Source organism: Bacillus sp. OTU530 (assembly GCF_038440375.1).
Genome location: NZ_JASATP010000062.1, coordinates 1 through 21,878, shown reverse-complemented (window position 1 = coordinate 21,878; position 21,878 = coordinate 1). Strand labels below are relative to the sequence as shown.

Annotated in this window: 14 protein-coding genes and 2 pseudogenes; 4 read left to right on the top strand and 12 right to left on the bottom strand. The window is 38.0% G+C overall.

What is annotated here, in order from left to right; translation table 11 throughout:
• The first annotated feature begins 29 nt into the window (after positions 1-29).
• The 4 genes from AAHB12_RS27330 (at position 30) to AAHB12_RS27315 (ending at position 5,068) form a co-directional block, all read left to right on the top strand.
• Complete coding sequence (locus tag AAHB12_RS27330; RefSeq protein ID WP_342048396.1) at positions 30-1,340, top strand: amidohydrolase family protein; 1,311 nt, start codon at positions 30-32, stop codon at positions 1,338-1,340.
• A gap of 57 nt (positions 1,341-1,397) precedes the next feature.
• A complete protein-coding gene (locus AAHB12_RS27325; protein WP_342048395.1) occupies positions 1,398-2,216 on the top strand; it encodes a purine-nucleoside phosphorylase in 819 nt (272 codons plus the stop codon).
• Between the two features lie 112 nt (positions 2,217-2,328).
• On the top strand, positions 2,329-3,600 hold the full coding sequence (locus AAHB12_RS27320; RefSeq protein ID WP_342048399.1) for an NCS2 family permease: 1,272 nt from the start codon (positions 2,329-2,331) through the stop codon (positions 3,598-3,600).
• Positions 3,601-3,886: 286 nt separating this feature from the next.
• The gene (locus AAHB12_RS27315) at positions 3,887-5,068 is read left to right on the top strand and encodes a NupC/NupG family nucleoside CNT transporter (protein WP_129731504.1); all 1,182 of its coding nucleotides are present in this window, start codon (positions 3,887-3,889) and stop codon (positions 5,066-5,068) included.
• Positions 5,069-5,196: 128 nt separating this feature from the next.
• On the opposite strand, the pseudogene AAHB12_RS27310 reads toward AAHB12_RS27315, so the two are convergent.
• The 12 genes and pseudogenes from AAHB12_RS27310 to AAHB12_RS27255 all read right to left on the bottom strand — a co-directional run.
• Positions 5,197-5,781, bottom strand: a pseudogene (locus AAHB12_RS27310) (transposase); the annotation flags it as partial.
• 236 nt (positions 5,782-6,017) lie between these two features.
• Positions 6,018-8,354 carry a 5'-nucleotidase C-terminal domain-containing protein gene (locus AAHB12_RS27305; protein WP_342048394.1) on the bottom strand — a complete coding sequence of 779 codons (2,337 nt, stop codon included), beginning with the start codon at positions 8,352-8,354 and terminating at the stop codon, positions 6,018-6,020.
• Positions 8,355-8,958: 604 nt separating this feature from the next.
• On the bottom strand, positions 8,959-9,918 hold the full coding sequence (locus AAHB12_RS27300) for a sugar ABC transporter substrate-binding protein (protein ID WP_342048393.1): 960 nt from the start codon (positions 9,916-9,918) through the stop codon (positions 8,959-8,961).
• Positions 9,919-10,134: 216 nt separating this feature from the next.
• Positions 10,135-10,803, bottom strand: coding sequence for a fructose-6-phosphate aldolase (fsa, locus tag AAHB12_RS27295; RefSeq protein ID WP_342048392.1), 669 nt, complete (start codon positions 10,801-10,803; stop codon positions 10,135-10,137).
• Positions 10,804-10,820: 17 nt separating this feature from the next.
• Positions 10,821-12,815: a transketolase gene (tkt, locus tag AAHB12_RS27290; protein WP_342048391.1), complete on the bottom strand. Its 1,995-nt coding sequence runs from the start codon at positions 12,813-12,815 to the stop codon at positions 10,821-10,823.
• Positions 12,816-13,048: 233 nt separating this feature from the next.
• The gene (gene rpiB / locus AAHB12_RS27285) at positions 13,049-13,507 is read right to left on the bottom strand and encodes a ribose 5-phosphate isomerase B (RefSeq protein WP_342048390.1); all 459 of its coding nucleotides are present in this window, start codon (positions 13,505-13,507) and stop codon (positions 13,049-13,051) included.
• 911 nt (positions 13,508-14,418) lie between these two features.
• On the bottom strand, positions 14,419-15,498 hold the full coding sequence (locus AAHB12_RS27280; protein ID WP_342048389.1) for a Ger(x)C family spore germination protein: 1,080 nt from the start codon (positions 15,496-15,498) through the stop codon (positions 14,419-14,421).
• The gene (locus tag AAHB12_RS27275; protein WP_342048388.1) at positions 15,495-16,589 is read right to left on the bottom strand and encodes a GerAB/ArcD/ProY family transporter; all 1,095 of its coding nucleotides are present in this window, start codon (positions 16,587-16,589) and stop codon (positions 15,495-15,497) included. The genes AAHB12_RS27280 and AAHB12_RS27275 overlap by 4 nt, the downstream gene beginning before the upstream one ends.
• Before the next feature lie 22 nt (positions 16,590-16,611).
• Complete coding sequence (locus AAHB12_RS27270; protein ID WP_246040356.1) at positions 16,612-18,114, bottom strand: spore germination protein; 1,503 nt, start codon at positions 18,112-18,114, stop codon at positions 16,612-16,614.
• 317 nt (positions 18,115-18,431) lie between these two features.
• Positions 18,432-19,376 carry a nucleoside hydrolase gene (locus tag AAHB12_RS27265; RefSeq protein WP_342048387.1) on the bottom strand — a complete coding sequence of 315 codons (945 nt, stop codon included), beginning with the start codon at positions 19,374-19,376 and terminating at the stop codon, positions 18,432-18,434.
• 658 nt (positions 19,377-20,034) lie between these two features.
• A complete protein-coding gene (locus AAHB12_RS27260; protein ID WP_342048386.1) occupies positions 20,035-20,739 on the bottom strand; it encodes an SDR family oxidoreductase in 705 nt (234 codons plus the stop codon).
• A gap of 703 nt (positions 20,740-21,442) precedes the next feature.
• Positions 21,443-21,878: pseudogene (locus tag AAHB12_RS27255) on the bottom strand (hypothetical protein); the annotation flags it as partial.

Genomic DNA, 21,878 nt, shown 5'->3' with positions numbered 1-21,878 from the left:
TCATACGCAATCATTTGGAGGGAATATGATTGAATACAGTTTATGTAAACGCTACCTTTTTTACCCTGGATAAGGAAAATCGAATCTTTGAAAACGGCATGCTGATTGTTGAGGATCAACTCATCTCCTATATCGGTCCGCATTCTCCAGAACGGCTTGCTAAGACAAATCGAGTTGTGGATCTTGGCGGAAAATGGGTTTTACCAGGATTGGTAAATGCCCATTCGCATATAGTGATGACTCTTTTACGCGGCATCGGAGATGATATGCTGCTGAAGCCATGGCTAGAAACTAGAATATGGCCGATCGAAGCCCAGTTCACAACGGAAATTGCCTCTATCAGTACTCAGCTCGGTATTTTGGAAATGTTAAAATCCGGAACAACTACATTCTCGGATATGTTTAATCCCAATGGCATAGACTCTGATGCTGTAATGCAGATTATTGGCGAAACTGGGATTCGTGGAGCCTTTTCCTATACGATTTTTAGCTTAGGTACCGAAAAAGAACAGCAAGCGAATCTCATGGGAGCTGAGCGGTTTGCTAAAAACTATAAAATGGTTGCTGATGGCCGCTTAACAACTATGGTCGCCCCTCATAGCCCGTATGCTTGTACACCTGAAGCACTTGTTGAAAGTGCACGGATTGCTAAAGAGAATGATTTAATGGTACACATTCATGTCTCAGAAACAGATTTTGAAGTGCTAGACATTGAAAAACGTTACGGAGCTCGGCCTGTGGAGCACCTTCGCCGTTTAGGTCTCTTTGACCAACCAACCGTGATGGCTCACGGTGTGGTGCTCAATGATGAAGAGCGAACGATATTGAAACAGTATGGTGTACGGGTTGCTCATAACCCAATTAGCAACTTGAAACTGGGTTCAGGTATTGCCGATGTTGTTCGTCTTCTAGACGCCGGAATAAAAGTAGGAATCGCAACAGACGGCGTAGCTTCTAATAACAATTTCGATATGTTCGAGGAAATGAGGACTGCTGCATTACTACAAAAAGGGATCTACAAAGATGCAACTAAGCTTCCTGCCCAAACAGTTCTATCCTTGGCTACGCGAGTAGGGGCTGAAGCAATTGGCATGGGCCACACAGGTTCTCTGGAAGTAGCCAAAAAGGCTGATTTCATTACAATTTATCCATATGACAAGGAACATTTACAACCACTTAGTGAAGCGTATTCACATTTGCTTTATGCAGCATGCGGACGTGATGTGTGTGATGTTTACATCGATGGAAAGATAATTGTGAAAGACCGCTGCTGCTTAACTATAGATGAAGAAAAAGTAATTGCCGAAGCAAATCGTCTGCAGTCTAGCCTTTCAAGATAAGCTCTAGGCATATTAAACTTTTGATTTAATTTTTAATATTTGAGAGGAGAAAAAAACATGAAACTTAGTGAAAAAATTCAACAAACAAAAGAATATTTACTTTCTAAAATTGATCAATGTCCATCTATTGGTCTAGTCCTAGGGTCTGGACTAGGCATATTGGCAGAAGAGATTGAAAATCCAATTACTATTCCTTATGATGTCATTCCTCATTTTCCCGCTTCTACCGTGGCCGGTCATAAAGGTCAGATCGTGATTGGCGATTTAAAGGGTAAGCGTGTAATCGCAATGCAGGGACGATTTCACTACTATGAAGGGCATACACTTGAGGCTGTTACCTATCCTATTCGTGTCATGAAAGCGATTGGAGTTAAGCAAATCATTGTAACGAATGCAGCGGGCGGTATTAACTCAACTTTTAAGCCTGGTGATTTGATGATTATTCAAGACCATCTCAATTTAACCTCCCAAAACCCATTGGTTGGACCTAATGAAGAGGAGTTTGGAGAAAGATTTCCAGACATGTCTGAAGCTTATTCACAGAAATTGATTGCTTTAACAAAAGAGGTAGCAGCTAAGGAAAAAATAAAAGTCGTAGAAGGTGTCTACGCTGGAGTAATTGGACCTAGCTATGAAACACCAGCTGAGATTAAGTTCTTGGATAGAATCGGAGCAGATGCTGTTGGAATGTCCACTGTTCCAGAAGTAATTGTTGCCAGACATTCCGGACTAGAGGTTCTAGGCATTTCTTGTATCAGCAATATGGCAGCAGGAATCTCTGAACATTCTTTAACGCATGATGAAGTAATGGAAACAACCGAAAAAATTAAAGCTCAATTTTTACAATTAGTGAAAGAAGTCATTGTTGTAATGTAGAAGAATTACGATTCTGAAAAGCTCATACATCCAGCATAAATCAAAAAAGCTGATTATCGGAGCGAACATAGTTGGATCGAAATGGAGGAGTAGAATTGTGATTCAGCGTTTCATGCAATATTTTCAACTAGAAGCACACGAGACGACGTGGAAAAGAGAATTAACAGCAGGGTTAACCTCCTTTTTTACAAGCGCCTATATCATACTGGTCAATCCCTTGATTTTAAAAGATGCTGGAATTCCCTTAAGCGCTAGCGTCATGGCAACCATTATTGCCTCAATTGCAGGCTGTCTACTGATGGCCCTATGGGTTAATGCACCAATTATTGTGATTCCCGGCATGGGGGTCAATGCGTTTTTTAGTTATACGATGATTCAGTCTATGGGACTAACCCCTCAACAGGGAATGACTGTGATAATTATCTCAGGAGTGCTCTTTTTTCTCGTCAGTATCACTTCTTTCGGAAACCGAATACTATTGTCAGTCCCTGATTCATTAAAGCATGGAATTACAGTGGGCATTGGACTTTTCCTTACTTTTATTGGACTGCAGAAAGGAGAAATCATTAAATCTAGTGAAACTACCATCGTCGCCCTTGGCAACTTTGGAAGTCCTATTACACTGTCTACCCTAGTAGGCCTGCTAATCACACTAGTGCTCTTTGTTCGCAACGTCAAAGGAAGCTTATTAATCGGCCTCTTTTGTACCAGTGTATTGACTCTTTGGATTACAGGAAAAAGGGAAATTACCGACAAAGGAATAGACTTTCACGCCTACAGTCAGGTGTTTGCCTCTGGTGATTTCAATATCTTACAGGTTACTTTCTGGGTCGCTGTTTTTTCTATGACAATGATTGTTCTCTTTGAAAACATGGGCTTGCTAAGCGGTATGCTACCGGATGTTGAAAAATTCCCCCGTGCTTACAAAGTAATGGCAATCTCTACGATTGCATCGGGAATCTTTGGAACTAGCCCGACCATTGCCTCAGCTGAGAGCGCATCGGGAATCTCTGAAGGAGGAAGAACTGGTATTCCTGCCCTAGTAACAGCAATCTTGTTTGCCTTCTCAATCTTAGCGCTACCTTTCATCCAGCTAATCCCTGGAAATGCCGTTGCTCCGGTATTAATTATCATTGGAGCATTGATGATGAAAAGCGTGATTAACATCCCATTTCATGATTTTTCCGAGAGTTTTCCAGCTTTTTTAATCATCGTCTGTATTCCATTAACATCCAGTATCGCCGACGGGTTAGCTTTTGGTTTTATCGCATACCCATTAGTCAAAGTGGCGATTGGTAAATGGAAATATGTGTCACCTCTTATTTACCTAATTGCAGTGCTCTTTCTGTTGAATATCGTCGCTTCTTCTGCACTTGTACATTAGTACTTATTTTTTATAGATAAAGAACAAATTTATTTTGTACTAAACTTCACTCCTTAAAGCTACACAAAAAACATGCAATGTCAAAGTACTTTAAGGGGTGCTTTAGATAAAGAAAACTCGCCGATTGGTAAGCCCTACTTATACTGTATTCCTAAGATTTCTCGCTACATCGAGTTAACTCCCGGCTAGAAATTTATACTTTCTTACAGTGTAAAACAACTCACTCTTCAAAATCTTAATATATATAAAATTTTATATTAAATTAAAGTGCAGGAGGAAGTTCAGAATGAAATTTATAATTTTCACATTCGGATTAATTATTATCTTTTTACTAGCGTTTCTTGTAAGTAGTAATCGTAAACAGATTAAATATAAACCGATTGCGATTATGCTTGTAATACAGCTAGTATTGTCATATTTTTTATTAAATACGTCCATCGGATTTATATTAATTAAAGCGATTTCTGATGCGTTTGGAACACTTCTGAAATACGCAGAATCTGGTATTGATTTTGTATTTGGCGGCTTAGTTAATCAAGGAGAATTTTCATTCTTCCTTTCTGTATTGCTTCCAATTATTTTCATTGCCGTGTTGATCGGAATATTACAGCACTTCAAAGTTTTACCTTTTATCATCAAGGGAGTCGGCTTCTTGTTAAGTAAAGTAAATGGTCTAGGGAAACTAGAGTCCTATAATGCTGTTGCAGCGGCAGTTATTGGACAAGGAGAAGTATTCATTACAGTAAAAGATCAATTAGGTCAATTGCCCAAAAAGCGATTATATACGCTTTGTGCCTCTTCCATGTCTACTGTTTCTATGTCAATTGTTGGTTCATACATGAAGATGATTGAACCTAAGTATGTAGTAACAGCACTTGTTTTGAACTTATTTAGTGGATTTATCATTGTTCACATTGTAAACCCTTACACAGTAAGTGAAGAGGAAGATATTTTAGAGTTACAAGAAGAAGAAAAGCAAACATTTTTTGAAATGTTAGGCGAATATATTACACTTGGATTTACCGTTGCTGTTATGGTAGGTGCAATGTTAATTGGCTTTGTAGCCTTAATGACAGCAATTAATGGTGTATTCAACGCCATTTTCGGTATTACCTTCCAAAGCGTCTTAGGATATATCTTCTCACCATTGGCTTTCGTTATGGGAATTCCGACATCAGAAATGCTAGAAGCTGGTAAGATTATGGCAACCAAATTAGTCACAAATGAGTTTGTAGCAATGCTTGATTTAGCAAATGCATCAGCAGATTTATCACCACGAACAATTGGTATTTTATCAGTATTTCTGGTCTCATTTGCCAATTTCTCTTCGATTGGGATTATTGCTGGTGCGACAAAGAGTATTAATGCAAAACAAGCGAATGTGGTTTCTCAATTTGGTTTAAAACTTTTATATGGAGCCACTTTAGTAAGTATATTATCAGGGATTATTGTTGGTGTTATGCTGTAACCTTTGAGTAGAGTAGAATAGAATAGAGGCTGTCCCAAAATGTCGTTTTAACAACCTTTTGGAGACAGCCTTTCTTTTTTGGAAATATACGGGAGATAGGAGAGGCTGTCGGTCTGATTTCCTCCTTTTTACTCCGTCTCGTTCTTCTTTTTCTTTGGCTGTTCGGCCCACTTTTTTAAATTGTGGGCAGCACAAACTAGACCCCAGTCCACTGTATTTTTTGACAGGCCTCTCAGTGAAAAACGATGGAATTGGCAGTTGTGTTTGATTTGACCAAACACCGGCTCTACATCTATTTTTCGTTGCTTATATTTCTCCTTTCCTTCTTCCGTTGCCAATCGTTCCTGAACTTCTTTGCGCTGTTTCTGACTTTCCATGGAAACCGTTATGCTTTTCGTGTCTTTTCCTTTTGCGCAAACCTCTTGAAACGGACAATTATGACATTCCGTACATAGATACACGCGTTTTGTTGACTCATATCCATTCTCCGATTTCTGTTTCTTTTCATAGTGGAAGATGAGCCGCTTGTTCACCGCACAGATCCATTCATCTCATTCTTCGTCGTACATCATATTCTCCAACCGACCGATTTGATTCTTCCATGCCTTCGTTTGTTCCTTATCAAATGTATTGTATTTGATGTATGTCTCCATTTCATTCTCTTCGCAATACTTATAGTTTTCCTCGCTTCCATACCCAGAATCGCCAATAAGAATTTTTATGTTTGACTTTTCACAGGTTTAAAATCAATAGCCGATTTAATGAATATTTTGTTTAAATAAGTATCTTGATAATACAAGAAGTTCATTTTGATAATAATACTAATGTAGTTTAGAGTTGAGCAAGAAAAACCTTTCAATTATAAAAAGAGTAGGTATCCAAAATAAACTAGATACCTACTCTCCTACATCACGCTATTTGAATTAACTACTCTAGCATTTTCTAATTATTAATCTAAATTTTCCCCCTGATGCCCTTTAGGTACAGTAACCGTTGCGGTCGATCTGGCTGTGTTACCGGCTTTGTCTTTTGCTAAATAGGTAATCGTGTAAATTCTTCCGCTACCATAACCATTTCTTTCAGAACGCAAACTAAATTCTGTGTCCATTGTTCTATAGTTTGCCCCTTGGATATCATTAGGGGTAGCATTCGCTTCATTTACTGTGATTGACTCTAATATAATTGAAGCAATTCTTGAAATGGCATCTGATGAATCTAGGGTTACTTTGATATTCTCCAATTTATGATTTGGTTGTGAAAGAAGAGACTTATCAACGGTAACCTTAAGTACTGGTGCTGTTTTATCGATATTTATATCAACTAATTGGGGATCTTCCACGTTTCCTGAATTATCTTCGCTGCGATATTCAAACGTATTATTACCTTCAGTTGAGAGCACAATAGGATTTGTATAATCCTCCCATTCTCCTTTATTTACTCTGTATTGGGTTTTCTTAACTCCAGATTCATTATCGGAAGCATTGAGTGTAACAGTAACATCGGAAGTATACCATCCGTTATTGCCGGTGGTCCCATCTACGGTAGCGGTAGTTGTAGGTTTCGTCATGTCCTCAACAAGTTTTTGTCTCCCTTCAACTTTTGCTTCAACTTTTTTCCCTTGTGCTGCTAACTTTTCAATATAGCTTACAAATATCTCTGTATCAGTAAGATCATTTCTTACAAGTTTATTTTTAGCAAATGCAGTAAAGCCATCGCCGCCGCTAGCTAAAAATTCATTCATTGCTACTTTATAGGTTTTGTTCATATCCATCTTCGTTTTACCATCTTCTAAAAAGACATCTTGTACACAATATTTATTTTTGCAATTTGGAGCCTTACTTCCGTCAACATATGTATATGTAAAACCGGAAATTTGCAGGAACATGATATGATCTGGGTTTTGCCATTGCTGATTTAAGCCATCTTTAATTTGTTGTCCTGTTAACTCAACAAGCTGGATATAGTTATTAAACGGCTGAACTGCATAGGCTGCTCCCCATGTAATAATGTTCTCGCCTTTGTCATTGGTTTTTGGAATTAGCGCTTCACGAATACCACCTGAGTTTGTAATAGCAAAATCAGCACCTTGCACTATCGTGCGTTGTCCATCTGTAATTAAATTTCCAAGTGGATTTTCACCATCTTCCGGCTTGCGTTTTCCAATCGGTTCACTGCTTGCTGCCTGGCCAATCGGTACCACCGCAGCTTTCTCCGTAATCTTTTTCGCTTCATCTACTATTGCTTGCACCTCTGGATCGGGAGTAACATCTCGTGTATTAGGTACCACTTCTGCTTTAATCGAATCTTTGACAAAGTCTCCTGTCTTTGGATCAAGCTCAGTCCGTACATCGCCAAAGGCCTGCCCATAATTATAGTCCTGGATAATGAGCTTTCCATTGACCACTCCGTTGGCATATTGGTGGCTATGAGCTGCAAAGATAATGTCTACTTCATCATCTATTTTTGTTGCAACATCTGCCATGGCACCCGTTGTTTCTCCGTCACTTGTTACGGCTCCTTCATGATCAACTACAACGATGGCTTTAATCCCTTTATCTTTTAACTCTTTTGTATATTTATTAATCGTCTCTGCTTCATCAAGAAAATCAAATGGTTCTACACTTTTTGGAATGACAGATGTTTTCGTTTCTATCGTTACGATTCCAATAAAACCAACCTTTACCCCACCAATATCTTTTATTATATATGGATCAAAAATAGGCTGACCTGACGTTTTGTCTACAACATTGGCTGCCAAGTATTTGAAATCATTATCAATCCCGTGATATTCATAATCTGTTCCTTCTGTAAATTTTGCTACATTCGGATGAACCGATGAGGCACTAATAAGACGTTTAAACTCTGGAATCCCTTCATCAAACTCATGATTTCCGAGAACGCCTAGTTTAAAGCCCATCGTATTTATCGCTTTCATTGTTGGTTCGTCTTGTAGCAAGGAAGACAGGGAAGGACTCGCGCCAACTGCATCCCCCGCATGTAAGCGAAGCGTATAAGCTTTTCTTCCTTCCTTTTGCGCCTGATCCTCCACTTCTTTCTGATGCTCATTAAGGTGTGTGGCTAAATAGGCAGCACCACCAACCTCTCTTCCATTTAATTTACTTTTTGTGTCCAAATTCCCATGGAAGTCATTAATTGCTAGCATTTGAAAATCAATATAATCACTATGGTTATCCACTTGTTGATCTTGTACTGTCTCACTGGCATAGACTGGCGATAATACAAACTGAAAAGCTAGCAAACTAGTAATGATTGACTTATTTAACAAATTAAATTCCTCCTTTTTAAGCGCGTACAATTTCTGATCGTAAACTTTAAACAAGATTAAGGGCTTTTTTCAGGCCGCTATACTTGTACATCTTCATCTATCTCCCCCCAATATTAACTAATATCTATGTCAAAGCCTTTTTAAAGGCTGGATTATTTAAATCTATCTCTTCCTTTTGGTCTCATACTCTTGATACAGTTCTATAATCTTTTTCTTCTTCACCACAGTGTAAGGGGTTACAATACAAACGATAAAAAATCCATTAGATAATTGTATAAACGTCTGATGTCAGACTATTATTCTACGAATATTGGAACCAACTCCCTTAATAATTCAACCTATTAATGTGAAATGAGGATAAATAAAAAATAAATTGTAAGACGTCCAACAACTAAGGTTAATATTAGCATCTGTTTGTATAATTTTCAATATTTTTCCGGTTGAAAATTTTGAAAGTTTTAAATTGCTAAATGTTTACCAAATAAAAAACCAAGGCTAGAAAAGCACTTGGTTTTTTAGGGATTTATATATTTTATAAGAATCTTTACTTTATTCGTTTACAAAAAACATTAAAGCTAAAATTGTACAAACGAAACAGGAAGCTTCACTTCAACAATTCTGTCAGGAAATCTAGTTTTTGCTTCGCATTGTCTTTAGTAATAAGATCTACACCAGTATCAACATCTTTTCTAACCCTGATTCCCTTTATCACTTTCCAGGCAGTTTCAACGCTTATATACCCCATATCATATGGATTCTGTGCTACTGTACCAGTTAAAGTTCCCTCTTTGGTTAATTCCACCATTTTGGTAATCCCATCTGCTCCTATGACTGGCAGCTTTTGCCCGTGCTCCTTAATGACATCTAAAGCGTCTAGTGCCATGGTGTCGGTTGTAGCAAACACACCTTTCACGTCAGGGTGGTCCTGTAAAATCATTCTCATCTCTTTTCTAATAGACAACGCTTCGTCCTCATGTGGGACTACTGATTTTTCTGCCGCAATTTTGATCCCTGCATCCTCTAAACTAGATGTAGCTCCTTGAATCCGTGCACTTAAAACCGAACTGTTTACAGCTCTTGTAATAAGAGCAACTTCATCCCCAGGCTGCAACTGTGAAGCTAGTAATTCTCCTGCTATTCTGCCTAACCTAAAGTTATCGGTACCAATATGGGCAGTTTTATGTTCCAAGGGAAGATCTGTATCTACGAGCAATACAGGGATTTTATTTTCGACAAATTTTTCTAAGATAGATATGACAGCAGATGACTCATAGGGAGATACAACTAATACATCTGGATGTTCGTTAAGAATATTTTTTAATGTATACTCGAGTACATCTTTCTTTAACTGGTTGCCGGGTGCGACAACTTTACCATCTATATCAAAGTCTCGAAACCCCTTTTCTGCTCCTGCTTTCACAATATTCCAATACTGTGAGTCTAGGTCTTGTAAAACAACGACTATTTTAGGCCTATCATTTGTTCTAAGAAATTTGACTACATATCCTATTATAGTGGCTAGAAAGAGCAAACTAATCAATAGAATGATCCATTTCCTTTTCATAATTCACCCCCTCCTAACAGGAGTGCTAATACAAGTTCATATTTCTTGAATTCTTTATAAAAGGATGTCTCTTCATACAAACATCCATGTGTAGTTTTTTAATCCCATCAGAGTGCACTCTACTATTAATTTATGTTTATAAAAAGAGAAAGCCTGAACTCTTATCAACACTTTCTCTTTTAATTCATTCATAACATCTTTTTATTTTAAATAACCTTAGTTTTCAAGAGATTTTTCCCAATCAGCAGCGAATTTTTCCATACCCTGATCCGTTAGTGGATGCTTAGAAGTTTGCTCAATGACTGCATATGGGATCGTTGCAATATGGGCGCCCGCCAATGCTACGCGAGTCACATGATCTGGATGACGAACAGACGCGGCAATAATTTGTGTATCAAAACTATGAATGCGGAATAGTTCAGCTACTTTTGACACTAATTGTACGCCGTCCTCAGAAATATCATCCAAGCGACCCAGGAACGGAGATACATACGTTGCTCCTGCACGAGCCGCTAACAAAGCTTGGTTTACTGTGAAAATAAGGGTAACGTTCGTTTTCACGCCTTTATCTGCAAGATAACGACAAGCCTCCAAACCTGCTAACGTCATAGGAAGCTTGATTGTAACTTTCTCATCCCCGCCGTTTATTTTGATCAACTCTTCAGCTTGTGCAATCATTTCATCAGCTGTAACTGCATCCGGGGTTACTTCAGCCGAAACAGATTCTACACGTGGAACCGCTTGGCAGATTTCTGCAATGCGATCTTCGAATTTAACGCCTTCTTTAGCAACTAAAGAAGGATTTGTTGTAACACCGGCTAAAACACCAATTCTATATGCCTTTTGAATATCTTCAAGATTTGCAGTATCAATAAAAAATTTCATGGTACATTTCCTCCGTTTTAAGAATGTAGTAGACTTTTTGCAGTTCGAACAACGTTTTCTGTCGTAAATCCAAATAGCTCCATGACTTCCACTCCCGTTCCTGAAGCACCAAAGGTTTCGATGGATACGATTTTCCCTTCGAATCCTACATAGCGTTCCCATCCAAGGGAAATCCCCATTTCTAGTGCTACACGCTTCGTAACAGACGCTGGCAGAACAAACTCCTTATACTCTTTCGGTTGACGATCGAACAGTTCCCAGCTTGGCATAGCTACAACACGAACGGATACATCTTCTTTTTCCAGTTCAGCTTTCGCGTTCACAGCTAAAGACACTTCTGAACCCGTCGCAATCAAAATCACATCTGGATTTTCATCCGTTTGTGTTAGTACATAGGCCCCTTTAGAAAGATTCCCCAGATTCGCTTCTGTTTCATGGAGCACAGGCAGGTTTTGACGGCTGAGCACCAAAGCAACCGGACCCTCTGTTTGCTGCAGAGCATACGCCCAGGCACTCGCTGTTTCGTTTGCATCTGATGGACGAATTACTGTAAGGCCAGGAATCGCACGAAGAGCAGCTAGATGCTCAATCGGCTCATGAGTTGGACCATCTTCTCCAACTGCAATCGAATCGTGAGTAAAAACGTAAGTAACCGGTAACTTTTGCAAGGCTGCTAGACGAATAGACGGTCTGAGATAATCATTGAACACAAAGAAGGTACTTACAAAAGGCTTCACCCCGCCATGAAGAGCCATCCCATTGCCGGCTGCCCCCATCGCATGCTCACGAACACCGAAGTACACATTCCGTCCACCAAAAGATTCTACTGCATACGCTGCTTCTCCCTTAATATCAGTCATAGTAGAGTGAGAAAGGTCTGCACTGCCTCCAAAGATGGAAGGAACTGCTTTAACAAAATGGTTAATTGCCTCTCCGCTCGCTACACGAGTAGAAATAGCTTTCTCTGCACTAAACATCAAAATATCTTTTGCCTCGATAAGAACTTCACCTGTAATCGCTTGCTCTAGCTCATTTGCTAATGCAGGATACGCTTCTCGATACGAACGGAACAATTCCTTCCATTGCTCTTCTTTGCCGATCCCTCTTTGTTTTAATTCTTCAAAATGGGCTTGTACTTCTTCCGGAACAAAGAAATTCTCTTCATAGTGCCAGCCATACGCTTGCTTCGTTGCTGCCGCTTCTTCTGCTCCAAGCGGATTACCATGTGCTTTGTTTGTTCCGGCAACTTTCGGGCTGCCATAGCCGATAATCGTTCTAATCTCAATCAGTGTTGGCTGATCCATATTTTGTTTCGCTAATTCAATTGCTTTTGCGATATCTGCGACATTATTTCCATCTTCCACGCGCAAATATTGCCAATGAGCGGATTCAGCTCGCTTTTGCATATCTTCTGAAAAGGAAAGGTTTAAGGAACCGTCCAAGGAGATGTCGTTTGAATCATATAAAGCAATTAATTTTCCGAGTTTCATATGGCCAGCCATCGACATCGCCTCATAAGCAACGCCTTCCATTAAATCGCCATCGCCTACTAATGCATAGGTGTAATGGTCAATGACAGGAAATCCGTCTTGATTAAATTTCGCAGCCAAATGCGCTTCAGCCATGGCCATCCCGACCGCATTTGCAATCCCTTGTCCTAAAGGACCCGTTGTTGCTTCAACACCATCTGTATGACCAAATTCCGGATGACCTGGAGTTTTGCTGTTTAGCTTTCGGAAGCTTTTCAAATCATCTAGGGACACATCATAGCCAGCTAGATGAAGCAGGCTATACAACATACTAGAGCCATGTCCTGCAGACAGAACAAATCGATCTCGATTAAACCACTTTGCATTTGCAGGGTTATGATCCAGATGATACGCCCATAGTGCATATGCCATAGGAGCAGCCCCCATCGGAAGGCCTGGATGACCGGAATTAGCCTCATTAATAGCATCTATTGATAAAGTTCGAATCGTATTTACAGCGAGTGTTTCAATATCATGGTTCATACGTTTTATATCCTCCTAGTAAAATATAGTCTATTCATATGCTCTACGGCATAGTCAAACTTGGCTGCTCCTTCGTCCCCATACTTTTTTAGGTCTAGTGCATCACCAATACCGACAGAGTCAATGACGATTAGAAAGATGCATTTACATTTATTTAAAACTTGACCATCCTATGTGAAAATACTTACAGTGGGACCTAATTATAAGAAATCTTATTCTTTATAACTCAAGCCTCATATTTTTTTCTGCTCATTAATTGCTTCATATGCTGCAATTTTACTGATACGGCCTTTATGTCTTCCACCTTCACATGGGGTTGCTAACCATATTTTTACAATTTCACGAGCTAAGCCCGGACCAATGATACGTTCTCCCATTGCTAATATATTGGTATCATTATGCTGTCTTGTTGCCTTAGCACTAAACATATCGTGCACAAGCGCACAGCGAATTCCCTTTACTTTGTTTGCTGCAATACTCATACCAATACCTGTTCCGCAAATTAAAATACCACGTTCTACTTCCCGATTTACTACTTTCTCAGCTACTGCAATTGCGTAATCTGGATAGTCAACAGGAGTACTACATTCACAACCTAAATCAACATATTCAATATTCATTTCTTTCATTAATAAAATGATTTCTTTACGAATCGTTCTGCCACCATGATCAGATGCGATGGCTACTCTCATTCTTCTTCCTCCTATCCCCTTGCAACTGCATTACCCCATGACTTGATTGAAGTCTTCACCTTATTCATTTTGAGGAGCATCAGCAGTAATTGAATCTCGTTCGAAGACCCAAATTTGTGCATATTGCTTTTAATGGTTTCTCTAAAAAGACGACACGCGTACCTTAGTAAGAATATTTTTTAGTCAAGAAGTTCCTAACTCACTTCCAGCACCTGTGATTACAATTACGTGATGAATCATACAAATTTCCCTGATCCTAAAGCAAGAAGGGTTAACTCTCAAAAACTTAAACTCCTTTCTGTTTTTCGGCCATGTAAATAGTACGTCTATATGCATTTGTTAAAAAGTATTTCCACACTCCTACACGTTGGACGTCCGACAACATAGCGCTTAGGCTGATTTTATCACTCAATTATCTACTATTCAATATTTTTGCAAATAAAATTTATTAAAGGGTATATACTTGAGGTTATGGCCTCCCCCTCCATATCATAAAAGCGACTAGGGTTAAGCAAATATTGTAACGAATGCAGCGGACGGCATTCACTCAACTTTTAAGCCGAGTAATTTCATGATTATTCAAGACAACCTCAATTTAACTTCCTGAAATCCGTTGATTGGACCTAATGAAGAAGGATTTAGAAAAATATTCCCTCCCCCAGAAGTGTTCGGAACTTATTTGAAGAAATTGATTGCTTTCAAGAAAACTCGCTGATTGGCAAGCCGTTAGGAGAAGACAGAGGCGTAGTTGCACTTATACTGTATTTCTAAAATTTCCGACTGCGTCGAATCACTTCTAGCTGGAAATTTATACTTTCTTAAAGAGGGACAAAAAATAGTAGCCAAGCGCTTTTTTCAAAAGCCTTGGCTATTTCTTATGTTTCTAATGAATATTTTTATAATAAATTTGTTTACTCTACGCTCATGGTTTGCGTAATCTGTACATCGATGTTAAATTCAACGGGAATCTCAGAATAATGATTTTCCCATCTTTTAAAATTAAATTTTCGTGTTTGACTTCTTGCTCGGTCTCCAATACCCAATGGGTCAATCTTAAGTGCTTGAAATTTACTAACCATCCCTCGTGCATTTTTCTCAATATCATTCTTTGCTTCTTTTTCAATACGATCAATTATTTTTTTTTGACCCAACGCTACTCTGGCTCCTTCGACAACTCTTGCCTTTAGCTTCAGATAAATAAATACTCGCGGGTCGGTATTTGCATTTTTAATTTTATAATCGACTGATGACGAAATGTTTTCGATATTTACATACGGTCCATTCTTTAGTTTTATGCTAAAATAACCTGTCTTAGTGTCTTCATATAGCATTTTAAACACAAGTGCTTGTTTAAATCCAATATAGTCGATATACCGGTCCTTTTTAAATAAAGCAACACCCTTTACTTGCACTTTATCTTCTTTTCTTTCTAACAGAGGCATAAATGGATCCATCCCTTTGCCGAAGTATCGATACATAAAAGTATGGACATCCATTTTCGGAATATACCCTCTTGTATTCTGTTCAATCAGTTCTATGAAATACTTAGCAGTTGTATCATTAATCGGGTACTTATGGTCAAGTACTTCATAAGCCTTACCGTCAATTATGGCCAGATAGACCCCTTTATTTATCCTAGTATCACGATAGATAGAATCCAACATTTCAAATACACCTGTTTTATTTGCTAATTCTCTCCCATATAATACGATGCCTAATCTTCCTAACTCGATAGGCTTTGGTGATTGACCTTGTATAATCCTTCCTAAGTCTTTATTTGTAGGGGCCACAGCTTTAAAAATCCCGCTCTGTGTTTGCCCATCCGTCCCTGATTGAATAAGCGGGACAGAAAAACTGCCTAGAATATAATCGCCATCCACATAATCATAGCCAATAGATTGAACAAATTGAATATCCTCGAGAATAATTGGATTTTTGGTGCATCCTACCATCAAGAAGAAGCTTAGACAAAGAATTAGCCGATTTATCATGTTTCATTTTTCCTTACCCTATAGATTATGATTTGAGACAAAAACAGTAAGGGTATGTAAATATACATGACACAGCTGCCGATATTATTAATCAATTTAGTATATAGATTGACTTGTTGGCGATCTACAATTAAATTGTTGCTAATAAAGACAATACCTATCATTAGTAAAAGAATTATGCGCTGATTAATATGAAAAATTTTTTTAATTGTACGGCTGGATGCCCATAGTCCGAGACAAATACCTGGTAATACAAGAAATAACCAAAGAGAAATACCTATGAATTCAAATCTTTCAATGAAAGGTAATTCAATTTTTTGCCATAATGTTAATGTTGGCCAAACGGTATAAGCTAATTGATCAATATTAAAATAAGCTAATGAAACAATAGTGAAGGCAAGATAAATAAACATCGTAAATAATACACCAAGATGAGCCCATTTTCTTGACTTTCCTACTTGATCCAAAAACGGATAAAATATTAATATAAATTCGAAGCCTAAATAACTATAAACCATTTCCTTCATTGCCTTGAACTGATCATTGATAGAATGATCAAACATAGGTATTAGATTATAAAAATGAACATCTTTTAGAGGAAAATATAATGTGAAAAGCATAATAATTATTATAATTCCTGAAAAGAAAGAAATCCCTGTGATAATTCGAAAACCACCTGATGCATAATAATAGACCAATGCAAGAATTAGAGCTAGTATCCACCGGCTATCAATAAAAGTGACCAGCCAGACTTGAATAACCTCTACATACGTCCTTGTCCAAATTATGACCAATGCAAGAAAATAAGCAGTTAAAATAAAACTCAACAAGCCACCAATCCATTTTCCAAAAAGATCATGATGAATGCCTATAATATCGTTTTTACCCTTATTTAGAATCTGATAACAAATCCACACAAGAAGATGAGTAGATAAACCTACAAGAATCACTGCAACCCATGCATCCTGCCCAACCTCTTTAGCAATATATCGTTGAAAACCGAAAAGCCCTACATTGACTTGTGATGAACAAATAAGGTAAAAGGTAAAATAGGGGGAGACTTTATTCTTTTGTTTTAGATCTAACATCATATAATTCACCCTCTTATAGCATTTATTCATCAATATCATGCTTTTCCTTGACACGTTCTGTAATCATTCGAGTAGGATTTCCCGTTCGTAAAAAAATTGGTCGGGTCGTCTGGCGATGAAAAGGCAATCGGTACAGCGCGTCTTTCATATCTTGACTCCGAACAGGATAAATGGGTTCTAAATATGGGCATCCCAATGAGGTCACTCGTAAAAGATGACCAAGAAAGAAGGCAGTACAGATAGACATACCGAACAACCCTAAGATTTGAGCAGAAATAAGCATTGGAAGCCGAATGAGTATCACCGTATTACTCATTTGAAAGGCTGGTATAGTAAAGGCGGCTAATGCCGCAAGCGCAACAATAATAATTAAAACATTACTTGTAATTGCAGCTTCCACGGACGCAGTCCCAATTACAATACCACCCACGATACCCATTGTTTGACCAATTTTTGTAGGGAGTCTTTTTGCTGCCTCTCGAAGCAGGGCGATCGCAAATTCCAAAATAAGCACTTCGATAATCGGTGGGAAAGGAACCTCCTTTCTTGATGATACTAATGAAATTAATAATTCATCTGGAATCATTTCATAATGGTATGTTAAAACAGCAACATAAATTGGTGTCATTAAGGTTGATAAAAGTACCGCCATTAATCGCATTAAACGGAAGAACGACGCTGCCTGCCAATTGAAGAAGTAATCATCGAACGATGAAAAGAATTCAAAAATGTTTACAGGGATGATTAAAGCGTGAGGTGATCCATCCACTAAAACAGCGATCTTCCCTTCCGATAACAGGCTTGCTACGCGGTCAGGTCGTTCTGTATCAAATATTTGAGGAAACAATGAGTTTGGGTTATCAGTAATCATCTGCGAGATATAAGAACTATCGATAATTTGATCGTATTCAATATCATTAATCCTTTGTAGAGCAGTATTAACATACTCACTGTTCGCGATTCCAGCTATGTATAAAATAGCAACCTTTGTCTTTGATATGTTTCCAACCTTAACTTCTTTTACGTTCAGTTCTACAAGTGGGATTCGCTTACGTACCAGACTAATATTAGTATCCAATGATTCAATAAATGCCTCTTTCGGTCCAATAATACCGGATTCTACCTCAGGTATGGTTACTTGTCGTCCTTCATTAGGAACCGCTGGGATGAGGAGAACACAGTTTTGAAATTGTTGATTAATAGAAATCATAAGAGAACCACTTAATAGTCCTTCTTGGATTTCCTTTAGATTACTGGTTATTAACATATTTTCTATAGGCAAATTCTTTTTAATATCCTCTAATGTTTGGAACGTCTTATTTACTAAAACCGGAAGAATATCGCGATGTATAAGCTCTTGTTTTACTAAGGTTTTATAATATGACAACGAAAAGGGATATGATTTTGAAAGCTGAAAGGAGGTAAAATCAGTTGATGTTTTTAATTTCTTCATTAATTCGGTAAAAGATTGCGTATCCGCATTCATTACTCCAAGGGTTTCCTTTCCCCCTTTTTTTAAAACCATACTATACACCTCCTTTACTGTTGCTTCCAAGCAAAAGCTAAAGCTTTTTTTAGCATCTGTAATCTTTAACAATTTATTCAAAATAATGATTTTCCCGCCGAGAAGTGATGATTATGTGGCAAAATTAATAAGCATTTTTAAAAACTATTTAGACCTCTGATTAAGCTTAAATAAAATCTATAAATAAAAACAATAAGATAAAATGATTTATCCAATTCTGGACAACCTTCTCCTGTAAAAGAAGTTGCCCTTTTTGATTATATAGATGAGCTCAATGCTACTCATAAATAGAGTAAGAAATAACAAATATTTCAAAACTAGAATTGTTCACCTGTCATTACTGTCATAAACTCCTTATAAAATTCCTTATAATCTAAGTTTATTGCAATCCGATGTTGTGGTCTCCCATCAAAAGATTCAGGGGCATCGATCAATCGAAAATCTCCAATGCTTTGTCCCCTTGCAACATCGGTTATATCGATTACGACGGATGATCTATAGTATGTAAATATGTCTTCTCGGTCAATCGCTATAAGAGGGAGTGCATCATGAACTGGACTACCTTGTATCCCAGGAACTGTTTTTTGGTAAAACTGAAAATAGTAATAATCCAAAAGGGGTTTTAAAAGCTGAGTTTTCCCCTTAGAGTGAATGTAATTGACCATTTCAGGTGTTACGATAGCAGTTTGTGTTACATTTAAAGGATAAATAGAAACATTCTTGGCATACTTCATTACAATATTAGCTGCTACTGGATCACCATGAAAATTTGCCTCTGCCACTGGTGTAACATTACCAGGATAAAGGAATGACCCTCCCATAATATAATAAGATTGGACATTTTTCATACGCCCTTCATAAAGGATAAATAAAGTTGCAAGTGAAGTAAGTCTCCCTGCATTAACGATAATCAGTTCATTTTTGTACTTTTCGATAAGACTAATAACTTCAAAGAAATTTTCAAGTTCTTTGGGCTCTAGACCCGGTTTGATTGGGCCTAATCCAAACGGCCCATGGACCTCCAGATAAAAAGTTGGAACTTCACCTGTCATAGGGCGTTCCGCTCCCCCAAAAATTTTTATATCTACTCTTCCCATCCTTTGAAGTATATATCGAACATTTCTGGTAGTTTCCATTCTAGGAGCATTCCCGTAGTCTGCCACAATTCCTACAATATCAATTTTATTCTTTAAAAAGGCATATATTAGAGCTACTGTATCGTCAATCCCAACATCACCAAAGAATAATACCTTCTTTCTCAACTATTCTTCTCCCCTTTCAACGCTTACAAAAAAATTTGGCAAGTGTAGACCTTGGAAAGTTTGGCTATGGCCTATTTATACTCGTACTTTATCCTTAAAGTTCCCACTACATCGAACCGTTTTCTCAACTGAAAATTTATGGTTTATTAAAAACCAGGTAGCATTAAACAACTGAGTTCTGAAAGGTTTTTTCTATAAATGAGGTTATCATTCAGCGTCTGAGCTAACTAAGATAACCGAGCAGCTACCGACCCTTATTCTTCGGTTTAAATTAGTTCCTTAACAAAAAAGATGGACTTGGCACAAAAGCTCGTGCATTTTACAGACAATCTCCAAAGCTAGGACATACTAGTACCAGCAGTCTAAAAAGGATAGGTATCAGTAGGACTATTTGGATGGTTCTAATGTAAAAAACTTTAATATACGTGTAAATAAGCTCTAAAACATAGACATTACTGATCCTATTACTCTACAAAGGGTATGATTAATATCGAAAAGAAACATGTATTCCAATGGAAGTGATATATGCTAAAAAAACACAACTTCAACAAAGGGTTCTATCTAAGTTGGGATTCAATTCATACATAAATTATTTGGAGAAGAATATTAAGGTTCTATGCTTATAAAAATCATATTTATATCAAAACCATCTAGAGGCTTAGCACAAAAATTTTTTTTTGTTTTTAATTATCATCTCTTCGACTGTCAAATATTTTCGTGGTTGTATATTTTCCATAATGATATCCGCCACATCATCCGGATTCATTAAATTCTTCGTCTGTTCTGAAGTAAAAATCCCGTTCCAAAATTCTGTTTTCATACCCCCCATATAGACACCGACCACTTGGATAGAGGTTTCCTGTAGTTCTAATGTCAAACTTTCTGTAAATCCTCTTACCCCAAATTTACTAGCACAGTATACTGATTCATGCACTTTCCCTTGTTTTCCTGCTGTAGATACGATATTAACAATACACCCTTGATTTCTTGCCTTCATTTGTTTTAGTACCTGTTGGGTACAAAAAATAGTTCCTTTTAAATTAATATCAATCATTTCATGAATGGATTCCTCGCTGATATTCTCTGCCAGATCAAATGAGCCTACCCCAGCATTATTGATTAATAGATCTACTGGTCCAACTTCCTTCCGAATAGAATCAAAAACCCTCTGTACCTCCTTTTTACAGGAAACATCTGTCACATAAACAGAATGATTAGAAGGTAACGCGTCTGCTACTTTGAAAAGCTTTTCCTCACTCCTTCCTAAAAGAACAACGTGCACACCTTGTCTGGAATATTTTTTAGCTAAAAAAGCTCCTAGGCCACTCCCAGCCCCTGTAATCACAGCTACTCGATAAACCATATAAATGCCCCCTTAGTCTCCAGAAAGAGTTCTATCCGGAATACTGAAAATAATTTCTAAATATGAAAGCAGCTAAGGCTTAAAAGACACTTAGTTGTTTTCATATCTCTTATACTTTTTTATTGGTAAACATACCTGAAAATATATTTTTATCCATCATCGCATCCTTGAACATATTATTGCCTTTCTTGTGAAGGAGTCTTTTCAATAACTCAATTCACCTTTACATCCATCTTCATTAGTTCACGCTTTTCCTCTGTTAATGCCTGCTCTATCACTTCTAGATTATTTGAATTATTGACCTGATTCACCTTTTGTCTCAGGTAGGACGTCAGACCTTTGTAAGCGATCTTATCACTAAATTATAAAATATTCAATATTCTTTATTGAACTACCTCCACCTACTCGCTAACGCTCCTTGAGGTGGGAGATTCTGTATCCTCTTCCTAGGAAGCGAAATACAGAGCCGTTCAACAGGCTTCTCATAGGGCAAATAGGGAGAGCTCACACTTTCTTGTAAGGGACAAATGTCACCGAGGCGACTTGGCCCCTTACAAGGAGTGATAGCTGCTTCTCTTTTTTCACCCTATACGTGTTGCGATGTTCTTGCACCAATGCACCCACCATTCTGGAGCTCAATCCTTCTGGCTTTTGCGGCAAAATGATGGTGATGCAAGAACAGATAATGCCATTCCAAACGAAGTCAGACTCCCCTTTCTTCTAACCAAATTTTTGGTACATACTTCTGCAAAATATCATGTTCTGCTTGTGTCAGCCCATAGTTACAAATCTCCTTGTTGAATAATGGATAAGATTGGCCCGATACATGATAGAATAGGTGCGAACGAAGTACTCTGAATGCCTTCGTCCAAACACTCCATTGCTTCCAGTGGTGCTCCCCATCCTTGCGTTCTGTATAGGCTTGCAGTCCCTTTGGCACCTGTTCCTTCAAGTTCATGCCACGCCTGCCAATGACGTAGGACGCTGCTTGATGGATCGAAATATGCATCTGTTTCATATACTTCATCTTCCCGATCTGGCTTGTGAAGGCAGGACTCATCTCAAATACAGCGACTCCCATTTTGGCAGCTCGGCTGTGAATGCTATCCTGCATCTTTTTATAGGCAAACAGGCTCATC

What these genes read in the sequence shown, in the direction of transcription:
- AAHB12_RS27325 (WP_342048395.1), top strand. Translation starts at nt 1,398, where the DNA reads ATGAAACTTAGTGAAAAAATTCAACAAACAAAAGAATATTTACTTTCT.
- AAHB12_RS27320 (WP_342048399.1), top strand. Translation starts at nt 2,329, where the DNA reads ATGCAATATTTTCAACTAGAAGCACACGAGACGACGTGGAAAAGAGAA.
- AAHB12_RS27315 (WP_129731504.1), top strand. Translation starts at nt 3,887, where the DNA reads ATGAAATTTATAATTTTCACATTCGGATTAATTATTATCTTTTTACTA.
- AAHB12_RS27300 (WP_342048393.1), bottom strand. Translation starts at nt 9,918, where the DNA reads ATGAAAAGGAAATGGATCATTCTATTGATTAGTTTGCTCTTTCTAGCC.
- fsa (WP_342048392.1), bottom strand. Translation starts at nt 10,803, where the DNA reads ATGAAATTTTTTATTGATACTGCAAATCTTGAAGATATTCAAAAGGCA.
- tkt (WP_342048391.1), bottom strand. Translation starts at nt 12,815, where the DNA reads ATGAACCATGATATTGAAACACTCGCTGTAAATACGATTCGAACTTTA.
- rpiB (WP_342048390.1), bottom strand. Translation starts at nt 13,507, where the DNA reads ATGAGAGTAGCCATCGCATCTGATCATGGTGGCAGAACGATTCGTAAA.
- AAHB12_RS27280 (WP_342048389.1), bottom strand. Translation starts at nt 15,498, where the DNA reads ATGATAAATCGGCTAATTCTTTGTCTAAGCTTCTTCTTGATGGTAGGA.
- AAHB12_RS27275 (WP_342048388.1), bottom strand. Translation starts at nt 16,589, where the DNA reads ATGATGTTAGATCTAAAACAAAAGAATAAAGTCTCCCCCTATTTTACC.
- AAHB12_RS27270 (WP_246040356.1), bottom strand. Translation starts at nt 18,114, where the DNA reads ATGGTTTTAAAAAAAGGGGGAAAGGAAACCCTTGGAGTAATGAATGCG.
- AAHB12_RS27260 (WP_342048386.1), bottom strand. Translation starts at nt 20,739, where the DNA reads ATGGTTTATCGAGTAGCTGTGATTACAGGGGCTGGGAGTGGCCTAGGA.